We start from the raw sequence: 22,215 nt of genomic DNA, 5'->3' as shown, positions 1-22,215 counted from the left end.
CCATGGGCTGAATCACCTTGCGGGCGCAGGCCCTGGCTGCGATAGCGCCCCGCCCAAACCTGAAGCCGACCGATTTCGGCTTGAACTGCTCCCAAGCTTTTGCAATTGTCTGAGTAATAAATAGGGCGAAGCCCGCAAACGCTTTGGGGACAGGATTTTCATGATTGCTAAGTATCTGATGTCACGACGCGCCTTTGTCGCGGCTGCGGCTGCCACCACCCTTGCCGCCTGCAGCGGCGGCGGTCGAGGCTCGTCCGAAGAACAGGGTAACGGCAAGAAAGGCGGCGACGGCATGACCCAGAAGGCTCCCACGCCCATCAATCCGCTGGTGCAGCAGCGGGCCGACGCGCAGATCTTCCGTCACACCGACGGCAATTATTACATGACCGCCTCCGTGCCGGAGTACGACCGCCTCATCATCCGCCGCTCGCCCACCCTCGCGGGGCTGGGAACGGCAGAGGAAGTGGTGGTCTGGCATCGCCCGACGGAAGGCAAGATGGGCGGCCACATCTGGGCGCCGGAGCTGCACGAGATCGACGGCCGCTGGTACATGTACTTCGCCGCGGGCAATGCGGGCCAGCGCCCCGGCGACGTGTTCGAAATCCGCACCTATGTGCTGCAGGGCCCCTCGGGCGATGCGTTCAAGGGCGAGTGGTCGGTGCTGGGTGAGCTTGAGACCCCGTGGGACAGCTTCAACCTCGACTCGACCGTTTTCGAGCACAAGGGCGTGCGCTACATCTGCTGGGCGCAGCGTGAGCCGGGCATCGACACCAACAGCAACCTCTATCTCGCCCCGCTGAAAACGCCGACCACCCTTGGGGCCGAGCCGCTGCGTCTCACCGTGCCGACGCTGCCGTGGGAAATCCGGGGCTTCAAGGTGGCCGAGGCTCCGGCCTTCCTCGCCCGCAACGGCAAGGTGTTCCTCACCTATTCGGCCAGCGCCACCGACCCCGCTACTGCCTTGGCCTGCTGACGGCGGACGAGAACGCGGACCTGATGTCGGCAGCCTCCTGGACCAAGTCGCCGGAGCCGGTGTTCGTCACCTCCGAGCTGACCAAGGTCTACGGCCCCGGCCACAACAGCTTCACCGTGGACGAAGAGGGCCGCGACGTCCTCGTCTACCACGGCCGCGATTACAAGGAGATCGAGGGCGATCCGCTCTATGATCCCAACCGCCACACCCGCGTGCAGCGCCTGTACTACCGGCCGGACGGCACGCCGGATTTCGGCATCCCCGTCGGCAACGGCGAGGTGCCGGACCGCTTCTCGCCCGCAGGCCGTCAGGGCGTTTACCTGCGCCACGAAGGCGGCAAGCTGCTGGCGGACAACGGTGGCGCGCTGCCCGATACCCAGTTCCGCCAGAAGCCGGGCTTGGCCGGCGACGGCACGGTGTCGCTGGAGCCGGTCACCGCGCCGGGCCAGTTCCTGCGCCTTACGGAAACGGGCGAGCTGGTGGTGGCCAAAAATGACGGCACCCCGGCCTTTGCCCAGCAGAGCAGCTTCCGCCGCGTCGCGGGGCTGGCGGATCCGAAGGGCGTCTCCTTCGCGGCGGCGGGCGCCGCGGACAATTATCTTCGCGTTGCCGGCAATAGTGTTCGGGTCGCAACCGTGAGCAGCGACGTGGACCGGACCGGCGCGACCTTCCTCGTCAGCTGAGGCGGCGCGCCGCAACGCCGCCGCAGGGCGGCATGGCATCGCAAGGGAAGCCGGAGGTCCGCGCGGGTCTCCGGCTTTTCCTTTGGGGGAAGGATAAGCGGGCATTTCCGGCGCCGCTCCGGCCCCCTGCTGCGCCGCCCAGGCCCGTCATCAGGGATGCGCTTCCTGCTGGTTCCATGGCCGTTGGGGTCAGCCGGCGGGTGGGCGCGACGACGGCGCCGGGCCCAGGCTGCTGAAGGTGGGCGGGGCAAGTCGCAGGCCAAGCTCCGCCACGAGGTCGAGAATTTGCAGCGTCACCTCCTCCTGCACAGCGAGGAAGGCGTCGTAGTCGGGCACGAGCACATAGCTGAAAATCTCGATCGGCAACCGGTCATTTCCCACGCCGAGCAGGCGCACGCGTGGCGGCTCGGGGAACCGGCTGTCCTTGGCCAGCAGCGTTCGCAGTCTCTCAAGGAGAAGGCGGACCTGCTCCGGCGAGGTCTCCTGGTGCAGGTTAATCATGGGGTGGAACCAGAACTGGCCGCGGCGGCTGTAGTTCTCGATCTGCTTGGCGGCAAAATCGCTGTTCGGAATGACGACGAGGGTCTGGTCGAGCGTGCGGATCTTGGTGGAGCGGATGCCCAGTTCCTCGATGGTACCCATGGTGTCGCCCACCTTGCAGAACTCGCCCACCCGCACCGGCTGGTCGGCAAGGATGGTGACGCTGGCCACCAGGTTCTCGATGAGCTTCTGCGCGCCCAGCGCCAGGGCCAGGCCGCCAACACCCAAGGCTGCGATACCGGCCGTCATGTCGTAGCCGAGCGTATCGAAGATCGCGATGATGCCGATGACGACGATGACCGCCTTGATGAGCCGGCGGATGAAGGCGGCGATGGAGGCGATCTGCCCGGTGCCGCGCTGCTGCAACCGCCGGATGATAACGCCGCCGATCGCATCGATCACCCGCCAGGCCAGCCAGGCGAAAGCGATCCAGGCCACCACCTGGATGACGCGGCCGAACAGTTCCCGCGCCACGATGGACAGGCCCAGGCGCGGCGCGATGAAGGTGACGGCAACGGCCGCGATCCACAGGCGCAGCGGCGGCGCAAGGGTTGAGAAGACGGAGCGCGCCTCCCTGTGCCGCCGTCGATACCACCAGGCATCGATCTGCAGGCCAATCGCGATCAACAGCCAGGAGGCGAGGTAGGAGAGCAGGGTCAGGCCGAACAGCGCCAGCCAGTGACCCACGGGCGCGCCCAGAACGTCAGTCTTGAGAAACGGCTCGGGCAGCCATCGCTCAAGCAGCGTCGCCGCATCTGAGTTTTCACCCTCGGCCAGAAGGTCGGGCACGGCATCCAGCGTTTCGGCCGCGATGACCCAGATGGGGCCGGTTTCGCTGTCCACCTGTTCCACCAGCAGAGGGACCGACCCTTGCCGCCCCGAATGGTCCCCACCTGATCGACCTTGGGGTCGAGTTCGTCATCCAGATGGCCGGTCGCCGTGTTGCTGATCGTTGCCCTGGGCAGGAACTGGCCGCCCCTGTCCAGAAGGGTCTGGAGCTGTCGGGCCAGCGCCTGCCCGCGCTTGTGCCGACGGGAGCGGGGAATATCCTCCAGGTTCAGGTAAACGCTGGCGCGCTCGTAGTCCTGGTTGGCGATGGCATCAACGAAACCGGCGACGGTTCCTCCGGCGTGCCGCGGCCGTAGGGATCGACCGGGGCGGGCGCTTCCTCCTCGGCGGGGGCCGGGGCGGTGAGCGCCTGGGAGATCGCCGGCGCCACGGGCAGGCACAGGAGAAAGGCAAGAAAGGCAAGGCCGGGCAGGACGGCGCGCCAGCGGGCAGCGGCGGGCAGCCGGAAGAAGACAAGACGACCGATCATGGAGGAATAACGACATGTCTGGCCGTCCGGTGCCACGCGCCGCCACGCTGCGGTCTGTCAGAACGACCAGCGGAAGCCGAAACGCCAGACCAGCTCGTTGTCGTTAAGGCCGTTCACCACCTTGTCGTTCAGCATCCAGATGTCGACGCCGCCGCCCACCATGAACGGGTTCCCCGCCAGTTCGAACGCCGGCGTGGCGATGGTGACGCCGGTGCGAAAATAGCCGAAGGTGACCTTTCCCCCGTTGGCGCTGTCGTAATAGTCGTCTGACAGCCCAAGGACGAGCGGAATGCGGAACCAGACCGGCCTGTCTTCCCTGCCGAGGTTGAGCGAGGCGGTGAGCGACGGCTGGACATAGAGCGCATCCGCCCGGCCCGGCCGGCCCACCTCCTGGGTGATCCGCAGAGAGGGGGCGAGGGTGAAATCCTTCAAGGGAAGGATCCCCTCCCACTGGCCGGTATCATCATAGCTCACGATCCACTCAAAATCGCTGTAGCCCCGGAAGGAGTGGGCGGGGGAGTGGTAATAGTAATAGGCGGCGGACATGCTCCAGCGCGGCGCCAGCTCGGCGGAGACGCCAGTGTAAAGGTCCGCCTCGTACCAGCCGGACAGCGTTCCTCTGTTCTCCTGCCCAAGACCCGGCCCGCCGAACTGGAAGCTGTTCCAGTTGCCGACGAACCAGCGCACTTCCTCAAACGGTCCGCCTGACAGCTCCGGCAAGGCGATGGTTAGCGTCACGTAGGGCTGCAGGCTCGGCTCCTCGGAGAAGGCGACCCCGCGCGAGATGTACTGGCCGGCCACCCGCATGCCGGTATCGATGCTGAAGCGATCGGGTTGCCGCCGCTGCGTGGGTTTCTCCTTCACTATGATCTCTGATGGCTTCTCGTCGGCTTCCGGCATCAGGCCCTGCTGCTGTTGCTGAGCGGGGACAGGCGCTGCCATCAGCAGGAGCGGTAAGCTCAGCGCTATCCTGGCCATGAGACATCCCAATCAAACAACAGGGTTGGCTTCTGCCCCAACAGCGATAGATGCGGCCTGGTTCCAGAGCTGGGGCCGGACAGTCGATGCTAATATCAAGCCAATCGAGTCGCGGCGCCGGCGAGTTGATTTCGCCTCCGGAATTAGCGTATTCCGCCTGTAGCGCCGATCTTCCAGGCGCATCTTCCCGGCCTGTTCGGCCGTGTTGCATAAGTCCGGATGAATCGAGGCATTCCAAGGAGATTGGGACTTGCACATCCCCAATGGTTCTGTAATTGTCTGAGTTAATGAGCGACGTTGCCAAAGTCGCGATCGGCCGGGGAGGGCTGGCTGACGGTATTTGGTTGGCGTTCTTGACTCATCAATCTTAGTTCTCAACGTCTTAGAAAAAACGAAGGCATCATGTCCCAGGATCGTAATAACGCCTCCAAGCCTTTGCGCTCGCGCGCCTGGTTCGATGACCCGTCCAATGCGGACATGACCGCGCTGTATCTCGAGCGGTACATGAACTACGGCCTGTCGCTGGAGGAACTGCAGTCCGGCAAGCCGATCATCGGTATCGCGCAGACGGGTAGCGATCTCAGCCCCTGCAACCGGCATCACATGGTCCTGGCGGAACGCGTTCGCGCCGGCATCATCGAGGCGGGGGGCATTCCCTTCGAATTTCCGGTCCATCCGATCCAGGAAACCGGCAAGCGTCCGACCGCCGGTCTCGACCGCAACCTGGCCTACATGGGCCTCGTCGAGGTGCTGTTCGGCTACCCGCTCGACGGCGTGGTGCTGACCATCGGTTGCGACAAGACCACCCCGGCCTGCCTCATGGCGGCGGCCACCGTCAACATTCCGGCCATCGCCCTGTCGGTCGGCCCGATGCTGAACGGCTGGTATAAGGGTGAGCGCACCGGCTCGGGCACCATCGTGTGGAAAGCGCGCGAACTGCTCGCTGCCGGCGAGATCGACTACCAGGGCTTCATCAAGCTCGTGGCGTCCTCGGCTCCGTCCACCGGCTACTGCAACACCATGGGCACGGCAACGACCATGAACTCGCTGGCCGAGGTGCTGGGCATGTCGCTGCCGGGTTCGGCCGCCATTCCCGCGCCGCTGCGCGACCGCCAGGAATCGGCCTACCGCACGGGCCTCCAGATCGTCGAGATGGTGCGGGCCGACCGCAAGCCGTCCGACATCATGACCCGCGAGTCCTTCATTAATGCCATCCGCGCCAATGCGGCGCTTGGCGGCTCCACCAACGCGCCGATCCACCTGGCCGCGCTGGCGCGCCACCTGGATGTCGAGCTGACCATCGATGACTGGCAGACCTACGGCCGCGATATCCCGCTGCTGGTCAACCTGCAGCCCGCAGGCGAATATCTGGGTGAGGATTTCTACCGCGCGGGCGGCGTTCCGGCGGTGATGAACCAGCTGATGCGCCAGGGCCTGGTGTTCGAGAACGCGCTCACCGCCAACGGCCGCACCATTGGCGAGAACTACCGCGACGCCACGATCGAGGACGAGAAGGTGATCCGTCCGTTCGAGCGTCCGCTGAAGGAATCCGCCGGTTTCTCCGTGCTGCGCGGCAATCTGTTCGACAGCGCCATCATGAAGCTGAGCGTGATTTCGGAGGAATTCCGCAAGCGCTACCTCAGCAACCCGAACGATCCGGATGCCTTCGAAGGTCCGGTCGTGGTGTTCGACGGTCCGGAGGACTACCATCACCGCATCGATGATCCCGCGCTCGGCATCGACGAGAACACCATTCTCATCATGCGCGGCGCCGGTCCGGTCGGCTATCCCGGCGCGGCCGAGGTGGTGAACATGCGCCCGCCGGTGCATCTCATCAAGGCGGGCATCCATTCGCTGCCGTGCGTGGGCGATGGCCGGCAGTCCGGCACATCCGGCTCGCCGTCCATTCTCAATGCCTCGCCGGAAGCGGCGGCCAACGGCGGTCTTGCCTTGCTGCGGACCGGCGACCGGGTTCGCATCGACCTCCGCAAGGGCACGGCCAACGTGCTTATCAGCGACGAGGAACTGGCGGAGCGCCGCCGCGAGCTGGAGGCCAAGGGCGGCTTCCCTATCCGGAAAGCCAGACGCCGTGGCAGGAAATCCAGCGCATGACCATCGGCCAGATGGAAACCGGCGCTGTGCTTGAGCCTGCCGTGAAGTACCAGCGGATCGCCCAGAAGCACGGCGTTCCGCGGCACAACCACTAAAAGGCGCGGCCTGAAGGGGAGCGGGCTTGATGGCTGATTATCGCATCATCGAACGCGACGTGCGGGACCAGTTGGGCGAAGGCCTCTACTGGTCCCCGCGGGACAACGCGGTCTACTGGACGGACATCATCGGCAAGGCGGTGCACCGGCTCTCCTTCGGGACCGGCGCCATCGCCAGCTGGAGCGTGCCCGAGATGGTGGGCTGGGTGATCGAGCGGGAAAACAAGCCCGGCTTCATCGCCGGGTTCCAGAGCGGTTTCGTCGAGCTGGAGCTTGAGCCGCTTGCCATCCGGCCTATCCATAATCCGCACCCGCACCTGCCGGGCAACCGGATGAACGACGCCAAGGCCGACAGGCATGGCCGCATCTGGGCGGGCTCCATGCACGTGGACGCGGACCGTCCGACCGGGGCCTTCCACCGCCTCGACCCGGACTTCTCCGTCCATAAGATGGACGATGGCTACACCGTCGCCAATGGCCCGGCCCTGTCGCCCGACCAAACGTGGCTCTACCACACCGATACCGAACTGCGCCGCATCTACCGCTTTGCTCTCCACGACGACGGAAGCCTTGACGAGCGCAGCGTCTTCATCGAATTCCAGGAAGACTGGGGCTACCCGGACGGCATGACCGTCGACAGCGAAGGCGGCCTCTGGGTCGCCCACTGGGGCGGCGGCCGCGTCAGCCGCTTCTCGGCCGACGGCACGCTGGAACGCTCCATCCACCTGCCGGCATCGCAGATCACCAACGTGGTGTTCGCAGGCGAAAACTTTGAGCGCATGTTCGTCACCTCCGCCGCCGTCGGCAAGGACGACGAGCCCCTCGCGGGCAGCCTCTTCGAGGTGAATCCCGGCGTGCGGGGCCTGCCCTGCGGGCGCTTCGGCGGATAAGGTTTGCGTCCTGAAGTTTGAACGGGCGGTGGGTTGTCTCAACCCGCCGCCTTTTTTGTCTGTGTTTTTCGTTTTGCAGGAGGGACTCGGTCCCTCCTGCACCTCCCATTCGTTTTGCGGGGCGCTTCCAGCGCCGCCTGACATACGCCCCAATAATAGAATGAGAATTATAGGGCCGCGCCCTGCATCCAGCAGGTAGCGCCAGTACGACCGGGTACGGCCCGATAAAACGAATGGGGGACAAGTCCCCCTTTCATTTCCATGCCCCCTTACACAAACATTCACTTGCCAGCCGTCAGCGTTCGCAGCTCATAAACCGGCGCGTCGCTGCCGCGGGTTTCGAAGCGCACGGCGATGGTGGATTTGCCGCGGATCAGCGCCTCGGGAAGGGCATAGTCCACGGAGACGAACTTCTTTACCGGCTCGGCCTGACGGCGCTCGTTCACGAGGCGTTTGCCATCGATGAGGATATCGAAGTTCTTGTTCACTTCCTCGCCCCAGTAGAGGGCGCGCAGCACCATGGGGCCGGGGCGGACGGCCATGTCCACCTCGATGTAATTGCCCTCGCCCCACCATGCCTGACGGCCGCTGCGGCCCTGCCAGGAGAGCAGATCGCTGTGGTTGGAGCGGAAATTATGATCGCGTTCGGGCTGCATTTCGCCGAGGAAGACCACATCGACCGTGCGCTTCTCCAGCGCCGCCTTTTCCCTTTGCGCGGCAAGGAACGCTTCGCGCTCGCCCGCCCATTCGGCCTGGCTGAAGATGGGGAAGTAGACCGCCGTGCGGTTGTCGTACTGGTTGAAGAAGGGGCGCAGCGTCAGCGCCTGCGGCACCGCGCCTTCCATGCGGAACACATGCTGCGCCGCATCCACTGGCTTCAGCGCCTTGAGCGGGTCGGGCGAGACCAGCGCCGGGGTCTGCTGCTCGAAATGCTTGTCTGCCGGGCCGAGATCGGCGGCGAGCACCAGCGGGCCGTGGAGGAAGGCGAGCAGGCGCGGATTGTCCGGCGTCGCCTCGGTCCGCAGCGGCATCGGCAAGGCAAGTTCGATGCGATCGCCCACCCGCCATTGGCGTTTGAGAATGGCATAGCCGCGCTGGCGCTCGAATGCAGCGGGCTTGCCGTTCAGGAACACTGCCGGGTTTTCGCACCAGCCGGGCAGGCGCAGCGCGATGTCCAGCGGCAGGCCGGAGGTGCGGGTGACCCGCAGCGTCACCGTCTCGCTGAAGGGATATTGGGTGTCCAGCTCGAACGCCATGCCCTTCTCCGCCCAGTCGAGCGTCGAGGGGGTGAACAGGTTTACGTAGAGCGTCCTGCCGTTTTCCCAGTAGATGGAGTCGCCGTGCTTGGAATGGCTTTCGATACCGGATCCGACGCAGCACCAGAAGCTGTCATCCGGCGTTGAGTAGGTGCGGCGCGCGCCCGAGGTCAGCGGCATGAAATAGACGAACATGCCGGTCTCTGGGTGCTGGTGCGCCATGATGTGGTTGAGGTGCACCCGCTCGAAATAGTCGAAGTAATGGGCCTCCGGCTCCCACGCGTAGAGGTGCCGGGTCAGCTTCAGCATGTTGTAGCTGTTGCAGGCCTCGCAGGTGCGGTCGGTGATGTAAGGGGACAGCACATCCGGCGGGCCGAAATGCTCGCGCTCGGAATTGCCGCCGATCACGTAAGAATGGTGGTCGAGCACGGTCTTGTGGAAGAAGCGCGCCGCCTGCGCGTGGCCGGGCTCGCCAGTCAGCTCGTAAAGCCGCGCCAGGCCGATGATCTTGGGGATCTGCGTGTTGGCGTGTAGGCCGGGGAGGATATTCTTTCCTGCCGTGATCGGGTCCAGCACCTTGCGGTCGCGGATGCGCTCCGCCAGTTTTAGATAGCGCGGGTTGCCGGTCAGCGCATAGGTTTCGGCGTAGCTGTCGTTGAGGCCGCCATATTCGGCAGCCAGCAGCTTTTGCATCTGCGCGTCGGAAAGCTGCTCCAGAATGGTTGCCAGATAATCGGCCATGCCGAGCATCACGTCGAGCGCGCGCGGCTCCTTGCCCAGCCGGTAGGCATCGATGAGACCGGCGTGAACCTTGTGCCAAGTGTAGAGCGGCACCCAGCCGCCGTTGATGTCGAACCCGCCGGTGCGGATATCCCCGCGCCGGATTTCCTCGAACACGATCTTGCCATCGAGCACCTTGCCATCGCGCTCGACCGTGGTGCCGCCGACATAACCATCGCCGTGGGCCGCCTGACAGCGGGCAAGTTCGGCAACCATGTACTGGATGCGGGCCTGAACCTCCTTGTCGCCCGTCTGCGCGAACATCAACGAGCAGGCGGAGAGGTAGTGGCCGAGCGTGTGCCCGGCGATGCCGCGGGCTTCCCAGCCGCCATAGACCTCGCCCTTGGGGGCAGCCCGGCGCTCTTGTGGAAATTGTGAAGCAGCCGGTCCGGCTGCAGCTCCAGCAAATAACGGCGGTTCGCCTCGAGCGCGTTTTTCTGGATGGAGGGTTTTAGGCGCACGGCCTCGAGGGGGAGGGGGCGCACACGCTCCCGCGCTGACTTTCCGAGGGCTTCCGCAAGGGCGGGGCCCGCCAGCGCCACCGCACTGGCCGAGAGCAGAAAGGTGCGGCGCGAGAGCATGTGCGAGTTCCCCTTTGATGGTTCTGGTCGTTTTATGGGGACGCATCCGATGGAGCAGGTGCGGCCCGATAAAACGAAAGGGAGATGCGGGAGGAACTGTACATTCCTCCCGCAAGGTCGGTATTTCCCTTAGTCGACGGCGACGACGGCGACCGACTTGGCCGGCAGGTCGAACACCAGCTTGCAGCCTTCGACGCGGCCGCTGAACGCCACCGGCTTGACGACGTTCGGGTTGTCGAAGGTGTTGTGGGCGTCGATCTTGTCGGCGGTCAGCACGCGGCCCTTGGCGCCCTTCACCTTCACGCCGGCGATGTCGGTGGTGACACGTGCCGGACGGGTCGGGTCCAGGTTGACCAGCGCGATGTGCAGCTTGCCCGAGGTATCGCGGGCAGCGGACACGTCGACGCGCGGCAGGGTAACGTCGCCCTTCTTGTACGCCGGCGCTTCAACCGACGCGTTGACCGGGGTCGCGCCCTGGAACGGCACGTACAGGTCGAACACGTGGTAGGTCGGCGTCAGGATCATCTTTTCCTTGTCGGTCAGGATCATCGCCTGAAGGACGTTGATCATCTGCGCGATGTTGGCCATCCGCACGCGGTCGGTGTGACGGTGGAAGATGTTCAGCGTCAGTGCCGCTACTTCCGCGTCGCGCAGGCTGTTCTGCTGGTAGAGGAAGCCCGGCGTCGAGCCCGGCTCCTGGTTGAACCAGGTGCCCCACTCGTCCACGAACAGGCCGACGCGCTTCTGCGGGTCGTACTGGTCCATGATGGCGGAGTGCTTGGTCAGCAGCTCGTCCATCCGCAGGGCGTTCTGCAGGGTGGTGGCCCAGCCGTCTTCATTGAAGCCGGTGGCCGGACCCTTGTCTTCCCAGCTGTGGGTGAAAGTGTAGTAGTGAAGGCTGATGGCGTCCATCTGATGGGCGGCGCGTTCCATCAGCACCTTGGTGAAGTTGTAGTCATCGACGTTCGCGCCGGTGGCCACCTTGATGACCGGATTTTCGCGCGGCGCCTTCACGAAGGTCTGGTAACGGCGGTGCAGGTCGGCCGAATATTCCGGACGCATGTTGCCGCCGCAGCCCCAGCTCTCGTTGCCGATGCCGAAGTACTTCACCTTCCACGGCTTGTCGCGGCCGTTGGCGCGGCGCTCGTTGGCCAGCGACGACTGGCTGTCGGAGGTCATGTACTCCACCCATTCAGCCATTTCGCGCGGGGTGCCGCTGCCCATGTTGCCGGCCACATAGGCTTCCGCGCCCACCAGTTCGGTGAAGTCGAGGAATTCGTGGGTGCCGAATTCGTTGTTCTCGGTCACGCCACCCCAGTGGGTGTTGACGCGCACCGGGCGCTTGTCGCGCGGGCCGATACCGTCGCGCCAGTTGTACTCGTCGGCGAAGCAGCCGCCCGGCCAGCGGATGACCGGCACGCGGATCTTCCGCAGCGCCTCGAGCACGTCGTTGCGATAGCCCTTGGTGTTGGGAATGGAAGAGTTTTCCCCAACCCAGATGCCTTCATAGATGCCGCGGCCCAGGTGTTCGGCGAACTGGCCATAGATATCGCGGTTGATGACAGGGCCAGTCTTGGCCGGGTCCACCGAAACGGAGACCGGCACCGGATCGCTCTTCGCCATGGCCGATTGCGGGCTGGTGAGGGCCAGCACGCCCAGCGCCGTCACGGCAGCGCCCGCGACGGATTTCAACTTCAAGGCAATGCCCACGCGTTATTCTCCCCTTTATTGCAGCGTAGTTTCTTTATTCAACAAACGGTTCGACGATGGTGCGGCGGCCCAGCATGAAGGCGTCGGCCACCAGCCGGAACGGGGCAAGGTCAACCTCGCTCTCCCCATTGCGAACCAGTTCGGCGAATCGGGCATAGAGGCCCGGATATTCAGCATCGATCGCGCCGCCATCGACCTGCACGTCCCCGCCGATGGCAAGGCGCGCGCCGCCCTTGGAGAGGGCGAGGCGGCCGCAGTCGGTCACGATGTCGATGTCCCAGCGCTCCGAACCCTGCTCGCGCCAGTCGAATTCGGCGCGCACCGGCGTGCCGTTCGCATCGCTCATGGTCAGGTGCGCGGCGATCGGCGCAGCGCGGTTGGACGGGAAGAACAGCTCCGCATCGGTCAGATGCAGGTGGTTCGGCATGATGCGGGTGATGGCCGACAGGGCGTTGATGCCCGGATCGAACACGCCAAGGCCGCCCGGCTCCCAGATCCACGCCTGGCCGGGGTGCCATTTCTTCACGTCCTCGCGCCAGGTGATGACGACATCGCGCAGGTTGCGGTCGGCCACCCAGTTGCGCGCCGGTTCAATCGCTGGGGCAGCGCGGGTGTGCCAGGTGGTGTAGAGGCTGACGCCGCGCCGGCGCGCCGCGTCGGCCAGATCTTCCACCTCGGTCACGCTGGCGGCGGGCGGCTTTTCCAGCATCACATGCAGGCCGGCGGCAATCGCCGTGCGCGCCAGCGCATAGCGGCCGACTGGCGGCGTGCACAGGGAGACGGCATCGACCTCGATCTTTGCCGCCAGCATTTCCTCGATGGTGCGGAAGGAGGGAATGCCTTCCGGCCCGGTGTGGCGGGTGACGGCGGCAACCAGTTCATAATCCTGGCTGGCCGCGAGCGCCGGAATGTGCTGGTCGCGGGCAATCTTGCCGATGCCGACCAGCGCGATTTTGATCGGCGCCATGCTTACAGCTCCTTCACGGCGACGGTTTCAGCCTCGGCGATGCGGAGGCGATTCCGCAGCGGCAGGCTGAACGGCGCGGCGGACACCTCGAAAACGTCGCCTTCCTGGGTGGTGAGGCCGTCCGAGAAGGAGAGGGTGGCGGTGCCGAAGAAGTGGATGTGCACGTCGCCCGGCTGGCGGAACAGCTGATACTTGAAGTGGTGGTGCTCCAGGTTGGCAATGGTGTGGGACATGTTCGCCTCACCGGAGAGGAACGGCTTTTCCCAGATCACCTCGCCGTTGCGGACGATGCGGCTGGTGCCGCGCACGTCCTCCGGCAGGCTGCCGACCAGCAGCTCCGCGCCGACGGAGGCCGGGCGCAGCTTGGAGTGGGCAAGCCACAGGTAGTTGCCGCGCTCGGTCACGTGGTCGGAGAATTCGTTGGCGAGCGCAAAGCCCAGGCGGCGCGGATTGCCGTCCTGGTCAATGATGTAGATGCCGGCGATCTCCGGCTCCTCGCTGCCGTCGAGCGCGAAGTGCGGGGAGACCAGATCCTCGCCCGAGGCCACCATGCAGGTGCCGTTGCCCTTGTAGAACCATTCCGGCTGCACGCCCGGCTTGCCACCCTCCGGCTTGCCGCCCTCGACGCCGAGGAGGAACATCCGCATGGAATCGGTCATCTTCTCGCCGGCGGCGGCCTTGTGCATCTTATCGCGGCCCTCGGCCGAACCCAGGTGGGTGAGGCCGGTGCCGGTCAGGTGCACGTGGGCAGGGTCTGCATGATCGATCGGGGCAGCAGCCGCCCTTCGGCGGCTGCTGCTTGAAGATCCACCACGTCGCTGGTCAGGCGGGCGGCCACGACATCGGCCAGCTTATGCCCCGCATTGATCGCCTCCAGCGCCAGCGCATAGGTGCTGGTGGCGCCGTCGATACGGCGCGCAACGCCGTCATTGTCCACTGCGGCAACGATCCGCGTGCCGTCCTGGGCCCGTAACTGAACCAGCTTCACGGTTCTTCTCCCCTTACTCTAACTTCTTCTCATGGGTTGTTGGTATGCGCTGGATCAGTCGGCCTTGTAGACGCCGTCCAGACGGTGCGGGATGCCCTTCTGATTGCCGTTGCGGAGAACCTCCGGCAGCAGACCGTTCGGGAAATCCTGATAGCAGACCGGGCGCAGGAAGCGCTCGATGGCAAGCGTGCCGACCGAGGTGCTGCGGCCATCCGAGGTGGACGGGAACGGGCCGCCATGCACCATCGCGTGGCAAACCTCGACGCCCGTCGGCCAACCGTTGGCGACCAGACGGCCTGCCAGGCGCTCCAGCACCGGCACGACTTCGGCCACAGCGGCGTGATCGGCCTCGATGAAGTGCAGGCTGGCGGTCAGCTGGCCTTCCATGTGGCGGAGCACCCGGATGAGCTGCTGGTTGTCCTTGCAGCGCACCACCACGGAGGACGCGCCGAACACTTCCTGGGCGGCACTTTCATCCTGCATGAAGTCCTCCGCCGAGATCGTGAACAGGGCTGCCTGGCAGGAGTTCACGCCGCCGGTCTGGCCACGGGTGACCAGCTTCAGCTTGCCGTTGGCGGCCAGCTGCTCGACGCCCTTGGAGTAAGCCTGGCAGATGCCCGGCGTCAGCATGGTCGCGGCCGGCGCGGCGCTCAGCGTCTCGGCGGCGGTGGCGATGAAGCGCTCCAGATCCGGGCCATCGACGGCCAGTACGAGGCCGGGGTTGGTGCAGAACTGGCCGGCGCCCATGGTGAGCGAGGCAACGAACGCGCGGCCCAGATCCTCGGCCCGCGCGGTGAGCGCCGCCGGGAACAGCAGGATCGGGTTGATGCTGCTCATTTCCGCATAGACCGGAATCGGCACTTCGCGCTCGCTCGCCACCTTCATCAGGGCGAGGCCGCCGCCGCGCGAACCGGTGAAGCCCACGGCCTTGATCGCCGGGTTGGCGACGAGCGCGGTGCCCAGTTCGTAGCTGGTGCCGCTCACCAGCGAGAAGGTGCCTGCCGGGAAGCCCGTAGCGGCAACCGCCTTGGTGATGGCCTTGGCTACCAATTCCGAGGTGCCAGGGTGGGCCGGGTGGCCCTTCACGACAACCGGGCAGCCGGCGGCGAGCGCCGAGGCGGTGTCACCGCCCGCGACGGAGAAGGCGAGCGGGAAATTGCTGGCGCCAAACACGGCGACCGGGCCCAGCGGCACCATCTGCATCCGCAGGTCAGACCGCGGCATCGGGGTGCGCTCCGGCATGGCCGGGTCGATGCGAACGCGCAGCCAGCCGTTCGAGCGCACTTCAGCGGCAAACAGCCGCAGCTGGCCAACCGTGCGGCCACGCTCGCCGGTCAGACGCGCCAGCGGCAGGCCGGTTTCCTTGTTCGCGCGCTCCAGCAATTCGTCGCCGATTTCCATGATGGCGTCGGCAATGGCTTCGAGCAGCGCGGCGCGGCGCTCGTGGCTGATGCCGCGCATCTCCACAAAGGCGGATTCTGGCCGCCTGGCAAGCCTCTGTCACGTCATCGAGGCTGGAGATGCTGAAATCCGTGGGGAGAGATTCGCCGGTCGCGGGGTCGATCGCCCGGAAGGTCTCCTTCGAGCTGCGTGCTTTCCCTGCGATGAAGAATTCGCCTGTCAGTACCATGATACTCTCTCCGATTGGTGTGATGCGATGCTCGGCCTGAATACCAAAGCCGCGCGGCGAGGTCGCCACCAAATTGTATACGGTTTCATCAAATTGTATGAGTTAATGCGAAAATAGCTTGCCCGTTTCCTCAATACAAGCATATTGTCTGAGTTAATGCCACCCGGTGAAGCGTCATCGGAGATAGGCACACCTTTGTTTTGGGGAGGTTTGTAATGAGGCTCATGAAGGGCAAACTGTATCTGTCGGCATCCGTCCTGATGATGGGCATGGGTGTTCAATCCGCTATGGCTCAAGATGCCGCAGCGACGGCGCAGACCGACGGCTCCGCCGTGGAGATGGACGCCATCGTCGTCACCGGCGTTCGCGCGTCTCTGGTGGGCGGCCTTGAGGTCAAGAAGAACTCCACGCAGATCGTCGAATCGATCATCGCGGAAGACGTGGGCAAGCTGCCGGACAACAACGTGGTCGAGGCGCTGCAGCGTATCACCGGCGTTCAGGTGACCGACCGCGCCAGCGGTCAGGTGGGCCGCGTGTTCATCCGCGGTCTGGATGACGTCACCACCACCTGGAACGGCCGCAACATCTTCACCGCATCGGGCCAGAATTTTGCGCTGGCCGATATTCCGGCGAACCTCGTTCGCCGAATCGATGTCTTCAAGACCCGCAACGCCGAGCAGATTGAAAGCGGCATCGCGGGCCAGATCGACGTGTTCACCCGTCGTCCGTTTGATTTTGATGGATTCGCCGTCACCGGCGCCGTGCGCGGCGTTTATCACGAGCAGGCGGACAAGATTAATCCGAACGTCAGCGCCCTCATCAGTGACCGCTGGGAGACCAGCGCCGGTGAATTCGGCGCGCTGCTGAACGTCAGCTACGAGCGCACCCGCTTCCGCGATCAGAGCATCACGGCCGGCGCGATTGTGCCGTTTGCCACTGCTGACAATCCGCCGGCGGGCTGGGCGCCGCTGGAGCGTATCCAGCCGACCGACGGCCGCGCTCCCGACCAGCAGATCTGGATTCCGGGCCTCAATTCCGGCCTGCCGACCGCACCGAACTCGACCCTGCCGATCAACGGCGAGGATGTTCCCTACCTGCTGGGCCGCGACGCCATGTTCGGCGCCGACCTGACCGGCAAGCGCGAACGCCCGGCGGTCAACCTGGCGCTGCAGTACAGCCCGAATTCAAAGTCTGAATACACCTTCGAATTCTTCTACAGCGGCTTCCGCAACCAGACCTTCAATAACCTGCACTTCACGTTCGTGGATTGGTGGGGCAATCCGGACCGTGACGTGACGCTGTATCCGGATTCCAACCTGATCAAGTCCCGCACTGTCCGTGATATCTACGGCTTCAACAGCGGCGACATGACCAAGCAGAAGACCGACAGCTTCGTCTACGCCCTGAACGGCAAGTGGGACATCACGGACAACTTCCAGCTGACGGCCGACCTGTCCTACCAGACCAGCAAGTTCACCCAGAACTTCCTGGCACTGCGGACCGAGCGCGTGGCTGACATTGTGACCGTGGACTTCAATGCCGGCGGCGGCCTGCCGTCGTGGGAGTTCGGCGACAACAGCCTGATGACCGATCCGTCGCAGTGGACCCTGGCGCAGTTCTATGACAACGGCGTGCAGCGCAAGGGTGAGGCAGTCACCTTGTCGGTCGATGGCGACTATGACTTTGACAGCGGCCTGCTGACCCGCCTGAGCTTCGGCTTCCGCCACGATGTTCGCTCGGCCAGCGAAGCCCAGCGCGATCAGAACGCCGGTGTCCTTGGCCGCAAGCTGTCTGAGTTCGATGAGGGTCTCTACCACACGAACAACGACTTCTTCGATGGCAAGTCGAATGTGCCGTCCTCCTGGGTGGTGCCGAGCGGCTCCTACCTGTGGAATCATGCCGACGAGTTCCGCAAGCTCTACCAGAACGTCAATCCGAATCTCGTGCTGAGCGATCAGCTGGCGTTCGCGAAGAACTTCGATCTCGACGAGGTGACCACATCCGCCTACGTGCAGGCGGACATGGAGCATGACGTATTTGGTCGTCCGCTGTTCGTGCAGGTTGGCGCGCGCGCCGTCCGCATCGAGACCGACATGCAGTTCTTCAACCAGCTGAGCGCTGGCGATTCTGATGCAGCTTCGAAGAAGGTTACCGAGTTCCTGCCGAGCGTTACGCTTCGCTACGACATCACGGACAACCTGCGTCTGCGCTTCAATTATGGCGAGACCATCCGCCGTCCGAACTTCGTCGATCTCAATCCGTTCATCCTCTACACGGATGATCTGACCAACATCGGCTACGGCACGGGCTCGGGCGGCAACCCGGATCTGGAGCCGACCCGCTCCAAGAACTTTGACCTTGGCCTCGAGTGGTACTTCGCCAACGACAGCGCCATCTACGCCACCCTGTTCCGCCGCAAGATCGACGGTCTGGTGGTGCCGCTGCGGCAGGTCCGCGAGCTGGTCGATCCGAAGTATGTTGCGACCCAGTTCGTCGTTACCCAGCCGGTCAATGCGTCCAACGGCATCATGAAGGGTGCTGAACTCGGCATGGTCTACTTCCCCGAACTGCCGGGCCTGCTCAACGGCCTTGGCGTCCAGGGCAGCATGACCTTGCTTGATACCAAGCAGAACATTCCGCTGACCAACGAGAAGGGCGAGATCATCGGCGAGGCGTCGTCGGATTTCTTCGGCGTGTCGGATATCTCCTACAACGTCACGCTCGCCTACGAGCATGGTCCGGTCGGGATGCGCGTGTCCTACGTCTGGCGCGACGACTTCCTCAACAACAACGAGGCGGCCCAGTTCGCAGGTCCGATCGGTATCTGGCGCAAGGCCGAGCAGAGCCTCGATGCTCAGTTCACCTACAACGTCAACGATCGGATGGCTCTGACCTTCGACGCGGTTAACCTGACCAACGAAATCTACCAGTCCTACTACTACTTCGATGGCGCAGGCAGCCCGGAGACCACCAACTTCGGCAACAGCCTGCCGGGCCGCACCTTCGCGATCGGTTTCCGCTACTCGCTGAACTAATCGCACAGTGCTCTGTTGATGAGAAAAGGTTGGGGGCGGCTTCGGCTGCCCCCAATCGCTTTTAGGGGGAGGAAAATGACAAAAGGATTTTCCGCACGCAGCGCGGCGTTGATGCTCGCCGCCGTTCTTGCCGCCTGTTCGGCTTCTACATCTCCCGTCGCCGATGCCGCCTCGGAGAAGTCTCTCAATGCCCAACTGGATGAGACGCTGCTTCCGGTGCACGATCCGGCGATTATTCGGGTGGGGGACACCTATCATCTGTTCTCAACCGGCCATGCGGGCGAGAAGGCAGGCATCATTCCCTGGCGCACCTCGAAGGATCTGGTGCACTGGACTGAAGAAGGCCCTGTGTTCGTTCAGCTGCCCACCTGGGCAACGGAGCGCATCAAGGGCACGCGCGGCCTGTGGGCGCCGGATATTTCCTACTCGAACGGCGAATATCGCCTCTACTATTCCGTCTCCACCTTCGGGAAAAACCGCTCGGCCATCGGCCTTGCCGTCACGCCGACGCTGGACCGGTCAGACCCGAAATTCGGCTGGATCGATCGCGGCCTGGTGATCGAGTCTCACCCGTCGGACGACTACAACACCATCGATCCGAACCTGTTTCATGACGACGACGGCCGGCAGTGGATGGTATTCGGCAGCTTCTGGGGCGGCATCAAGCTGACGGAGATTGACCCTGCGACCGGCAAGCTGAAGGACCCCAAGGCCCCCTTGCAGGCGTTGGCGCGCCGTCCGCTCGACCCCGACCCGGTGGAAGCGCCATTCCTCATCAAGCGGGACGGTTTCTATTACCTTTTCATATCCTATGACTTTTGCTGCCGAGGCACGAAGAGCACCTACTACACAGTTGTCGGCCGGGCGAAGGCTATCCAGGGTCCGTATCTCGACCGGGACGGCAAGCCCCTGCTGGAGGGCGGCGGCACCGTGGTGCTCCATGCCAACCAGGACCCGCAAAAACGCTGGGTTGGGCCGGGTCATAACGCAATTCTGCGTGATCCGGGGCAGGACTATATCGTCTACCACGCCTACGATGCCACGCGGCGCGGTGCGCCGGCGCTGCGGATTCAGCCTCTTGTCTGGACGAAAGATAGCTGGCCCGAGGCTCGTTGAACAATAATTGTCTGATTTATTATGGAGGAGGGGCGAAATCCCTCCGGCTTCCGCAAGAAATTTTCGTTGCTATTAAAAAATCGCCGCCGGGATCTTATCCTGGCGGCGTTTTTCCGTGTCTGGGTTCGCGGCGGATTTCTAGCCTGCCGCCTGGCGTTTCCTGGCGCGCGCCTTGGTCTGGGGCGTGCCGATGGTGTCGAGGAACGCCATGTCGATCAGATGCACCATGGCTTCATGGGCGGCCTGCGGGTCGCCGGCGGCGATGGCATCCAGTACCTTGCGGTGATCCGGCACCGGGTCGCGCGGCAGCGGCCGGTTGCGCTGCTTGAAGATCGTCGTCCAGGTGATAGCGGCGCTCACGCTGCTGGTCAGCGTCACCAGAAAGGGGTTGCCTGTGGCATCCAGCAGCGCGGCGTGAAATTGCTGGTCGGCGGCGCGGCCTTCTTCGGTCGCCAGGCTATGCTCCGCCATGCCCTCGAGCGCCTGGTGCATGGCCTCCACCTGGGCCTCGGTGCGGCGCCGGGCGGCGAAGGCCGCCGCTTCCGGTTCTACCACCTTGCGGAGTTCGAACAGGCTACGCAGCAGATGTTCGTCCGGCTCATGCTTGAAAATCCACGACAGCACGTCGGGGTCGAGCATGTGCCATTTCTCGCGCGGGCTGACGCGCGTGCCGGTCTTGGGGCGGCTCTCCACCAGTCCCTTGGCGGCCAGAATACGCACGGCCTCGCGGTAGGCGGTGCGGGAGACGTTCAGGCGATCGCTTGCTTCGATTTCATTGTCGAGAATATCGCCCGGCTTGTACCGGCCCGAGACGATCAGGATACCGAGATCCCGTGCCACCATGCCGTGCAGGCGCAGCTGCCTGCGCCGCGCACGCACATCAAGACCCCCATCTGAGTTGCGTGTAATCCCCATCATAGCCCTTTGTTATTGTTATCCGGGTGTTGACGCAACTATAGCTTGCCCCAAGTTGGATGGAAACCTTTAGTCTCAAGCACGCTGCGTCACAAATACGTTCCAGGACAATGGCTTCAGCGTGGCCCGCAGATTTGCGCCGTCGAGCCGCGCATCGCCATGGGTCTTGGGCGCGATCCGGTCCGGCTCAGCCTTGCTGTTGACCGCCTTTAGGTCCGCGTCGTGCAGCTCAAGCGCCTGTGCGATGCGGCGTGGGCCGAAGCCGCGCAGCTCCGCCGTCAGGTCCATCGCCTGGTCCGTGCTGCGGTTGAGCGCAAACACGGTGACTTGGCCGGTTGCCGCATCGTGCACAACGGAGGAGACGAGCAGCGGCGCGTCCGCCACCTTGTCGGTCGCGTAGGCATCCGTCTTCACCCGGGCGCTCAGCACCTCGCCGCGGGCATAGCGGGAGGTGAGGGCGAAGGGGTGGAAGATGGTCTGCCGCCAGGCCGGGCCGCCGGTTTCGGTGAAGATCGCGCCGAGCACATTCACCAGCTGGGCAAGGCACGCCACTTTTACCCGGTCGGCGTTGTTGAGCATGGTGAGGAGCGCGCCGCCCACCACCAGCGCATCCTCAAAATTGTAGATCTCCTCCAGAAGCGGCGGGGCCTTGGGCCAGCCCGGCTGCTTGAGATCCGAAGGCGCATGCGCCTTGTACCAGACATTCCATTCGTCCACGGACAGCATGACCCGTTTGTTCGAGCGGCGCTTGGCCGCCACCGCGTCCGCAATCGCCGCCACTTCACGGATGAAGCTGTCCAGCTGGTCGATGTGGGTGAGGAAGCTGCGAATGTCGTCCGCATCGTTGCGGAAATACTGGTGCAGCGAGATGAGGTCCACCTGCTCGAAGCACAGGTCCAGCATCTCATATTCCCACGCGGCGTAGGTCTTCATGTCCCGGTGAGAGGAGCCGCAGGCGGCCAGCTCCAGGTTCTGGCGAGCCATTTGCAGGCTGCCGTCCGGGTTGAAGGTGAGCATGTCATCGCCCACCCCGCGCATCACCTTGGCGGTTTCCTTGGCGATGCGGCCATATTCGTAGGCGGTCTTCTGGCCGGTCTGCCACGGGCCGTCCATCTCGTTGCCAAGGCACCACAGGCGAATGTTGTGCGGCTGTTCATAGCCGTGGGCGCGGCGCAGGTCGGACCAGTAGGTGCCGCCCGGATGGTTGCAATATTCAAGGAACGCGGCGGCTTCGGCGGGACCGCGCGTGCCGAGGTTAACGCCGAACATCGGCTCGATGTTGGTCTGCCGGCACCAGTCGATAAATTCGTTGGTGCCGAATTCGTTGGTCTCGGTCGAACCCCAGGCGAGGTCCAGCCGCACCGGCCGCTTGTCCTTGGGGCCGACGCCATCTTCCCAATTGTAGCCGGAGAGGAAATTGCCGCCCGGATAGCGCGCCACCGTCACGCCCAGCTCGCGGGTCAGCGCCGCCACGTCCTGCCGGAAGCCGCGCGCGTCCGCCGTCGGGTGGCCCGGCTCATAGATGCCGCCATAGACGCAGCGGCCCATGTGCTCGACGAAGCTGCCGAAAATGCGCCGGTCGAGTTCGCTCAAAACGAAATCGCGGTCGGCAATAACATGGGACTTCAGCATCGGTGGTCTTCCTTAA

Annotated in this window: 13 protein-coding genes and 4 pseudogenes; 6 read left to right on the top strand and 11 right to left on the bottom strand. The window is 64.3% G+C overall.

The features are described 5' to 3' along the window. The first annotated feature begins 160 nt into the window (after positions 1–160). Positions 161–973 carry a family 43 glycosylhydrolase gene (locus L0C21_RS17010; RefSeq protein ID WP_374940280.1) on the top strand — a complete coding sequence of 271 codons (813 nt, stop codon included), beginning with the start codon at positions 161–163 and terminating at the stop codon, positions 971–973. 23 nt (positions 974–996) lie between these two features. Then, complete coding sequence (locus L0C21_RS17005; protein ID WP_374940279.1) at positions 997–1,656, top strand: AbfB domain-containing protein; 660 nt, start codon at positions 997–999, stop codon at positions 1,654–1,656. A 189-nt stretch (positions 1,657–1,845) separates the two neighbouring features. Here the strand turns inward: L0C21_RS17005 and L0C21_RS16630 are convergent, their stop codons facing one another. The 3 genes from L0C21_RS16630 to L0C21_RS16620 all read right to left on the bottom strand — a co-directional run bounded on the left by L0C21_RS16630 (position 1,846) and on the right by L0C21_RS16620 (position 4,492). Next, positions 1,846–3,048 carry a mechanosensitive ion channel family protein gene (locus L0C21_RS16630; protein WP_259279507.1) on the bottom strand — a complete coding sequence of 401 codons (1,203 nt, stop codon included), beginning with the start codon at positions 3,046–3,048 and terminating at the stop codon, positions 1,846–1,848. Between the two features lie 205 nt (positions 3,049–3,253). Further along, the gene (locus tag L0C21_RS16625; protein ID WP_259279506.1) at positions 3,254–3,514 is read right to left on the bottom strand and encodes a hypothetical protein; all 261 of its coding nucleotides are present in this window, start codon (positions 3,512–3,514) and stop codon (positions 3,254–3,256) included. Between the two features lie 57 nt (positions 3,515–3,571). Continuing rightward, complete coding sequence (locus tag L0C21_RS16620; RefSeq protein ID WP_259278896.1) at positions 3,572–4,492, bottom strand: hypothetical protein; 921 nt, start codon at positions 4,490–4,492, stop codon at positions 3,572–3,574. A gap of 402 nt (positions 4,493–4,894) precedes the next feature. Between L0C21_RS16620 and L0C21_RS16615 the strand changes: the two are divergent. Together L0C21_RS16615 and L0C21_RS16610 are read left to right on the top strand one after the other, a co-directional pair. Further along, a pseudogene (locus L0C21_RS16615) lies at positions 4,895–6,699 on the top strand (IlvD/Edd family dehydratase). A gap of 29 nt (positions 6,700–6,728) precedes the next feature. Next, positions 6,729–7,589, top strand: coding sequence for an SMP-30/gluconolactonase/LRE family protein (locus L0C21_RS16610; protein ID WP_259278894.1), 861 nt, complete (start codon positions 6,729–6,731; stop codon positions 7,587–7,589). A 281-nt stretch (positions 7,590–7,870) separates the two neighbouring features. Here the strand turns inward: L0C21_RS16610 and L0C21_RS17000 are convergent, their stop codons facing one another. From L0C21_RS17000 to L0C21_RS16585, 6 genes and pseudogenes are all read right to left on the bottom strand, one after another. After that, positions 7,871–8,620 carry a DUF6805 domain-containing protein gene (locus tag L0C21_RS17000; protein WP_374940289.1) on the bottom strand — a complete coding sequence of 250 codons (750 nt, stop codon included), beginning with the start codon at positions 8,618–8,620 and terminating at the stop codon, positions 7,871–7,873. 57 nt (positions 8,621–8,677) lie between these two features. Continuing rightward, a pseudogene (locus tag L0C21_RS16995) lies at positions 8,678–10,206 on the bottom strand (glycoside hydrolase family 127 protein); the annotation flags it as partial. A gap of 129 nt (positions 10,207–10,335) precedes the next feature. Beyond that, positions 10,336–11,829: an alpha-N-arabinofuranosidase gene (locus tag L0C21_RS16600; RefSeq protein WP_374940288.1), complete on the bottom strand. Its 1,494-nt coding sequence runs from the start codon at positions 11,827–11,829 to the stop codon at positions 10,336–10,338. Between the two features lie 121 nt (positions 11,830–11,950). Then, the gene (locus L0C21_RS16595; protein ID WP_259279503.1) at positions 11,951–12,883 is read right to left on the bottom strand and encodes a Gfo/Idh/MocA family protein; all 933 of its coding nucleotides are present in this window, start codon (positions 12,881–12,883) and stop codon (positions 11,951–11,953) included. Positions 12,884–12,885: 2 nt separating this feature from the next. Further along, positions 12,886–13,871, bottom strand: a pseudogene (gene araD1, locus L0C21_RS16590) (AraD1 family protein). A gap of 54 nt (positions 13,872–13,925) precedes the next feature. Continuing rightward, a pseudogene (locus L0C21_RS16585) lies at positions 13,926–15,501 on the bottom strand (aldehyde dehydrogenase (NADP(+))). Positions 15,502–15,725: 224 nt separating this feature from the next. Here L0C21_RS16585 and L0C21_RS16580 point away from each other — a divergent pair. Continuing rightward, positions 15,726–18,536 carry a TonB-dependent receptor gene (locus L0C21_RS16580; protein WP_259279502.1) on the top strand — a complete coding sequence of 937 codons (2,811 nt, stop codon included), beginning with the start codon at positions 15,726–15,728 and terminating at the stop codon, positions 18,534–18,536. Between the two features lie 75 nt (positions 18,537–18,611). Further along, positions 18,612–19,652: an arabinan endo-1,5-alpha-L-arabinosidase gene (locus tag L0C21_RS16575; RefSeq protein WP_259279501.1), complete on the top strand. Its 1,041-nt coding sequence runs from the start codon at positions 18,612–18,614 to the stop codon at positions 19,650–19,652. A gap of 138 nt (positions 19,653–19,790) precedes the next feature. On the opposite strand, the gene L0C21_RS16570 is transcribed toward L0C21_RS16575, so the two are convergent. Both L0C21_RS16570 and arfA read right to left on the bottom strand, forming a co-directional pair. Then, positions 19,791–20,567, bottom strand: coding sequence for a FadR/GntR family transcriptional regulator (locus L0C21_RS16570; RefSeq protein ID WP_259279553.1), 777 nt, complete (start codon positions 20,565–20,567; stop codon positions 19,791–19,793). A 75-nt stretch (positions 20,568–20,642) separates the two neighbouring features. Then, the gene (arfA, locus tag L0C21_RS16565; protein WP_259279500.1) at positions 20,643–22,199 is read right to left on the bottom strand and encodes an arabinosylfuranosidase ArfA; all 1,557 of its coding nucleotides are present in this window, start codon (positions 22,197–22,199) and stop codon (positions 20,643–20,645) included. Positions 22,200–22,215 lie beyond the last annotated feature (16 nt).

Origin of the sequence: Pedomonas mirosovicensis, assembly GCF_022569295.1 — a bacterium.
Taxonomy (GTDB): domain Bacteria; phylum Pseudomonadota; class Alphaproteobacteria; order Sphingomonadales; family Sphingomonadaceae; genus Pedomonas; species Pedomonas mirosovicensis.
Note: the sequence above shows the minus strand (reverse complement) of the source record. Positions and strands in the feature narration are given on the sequence as shown.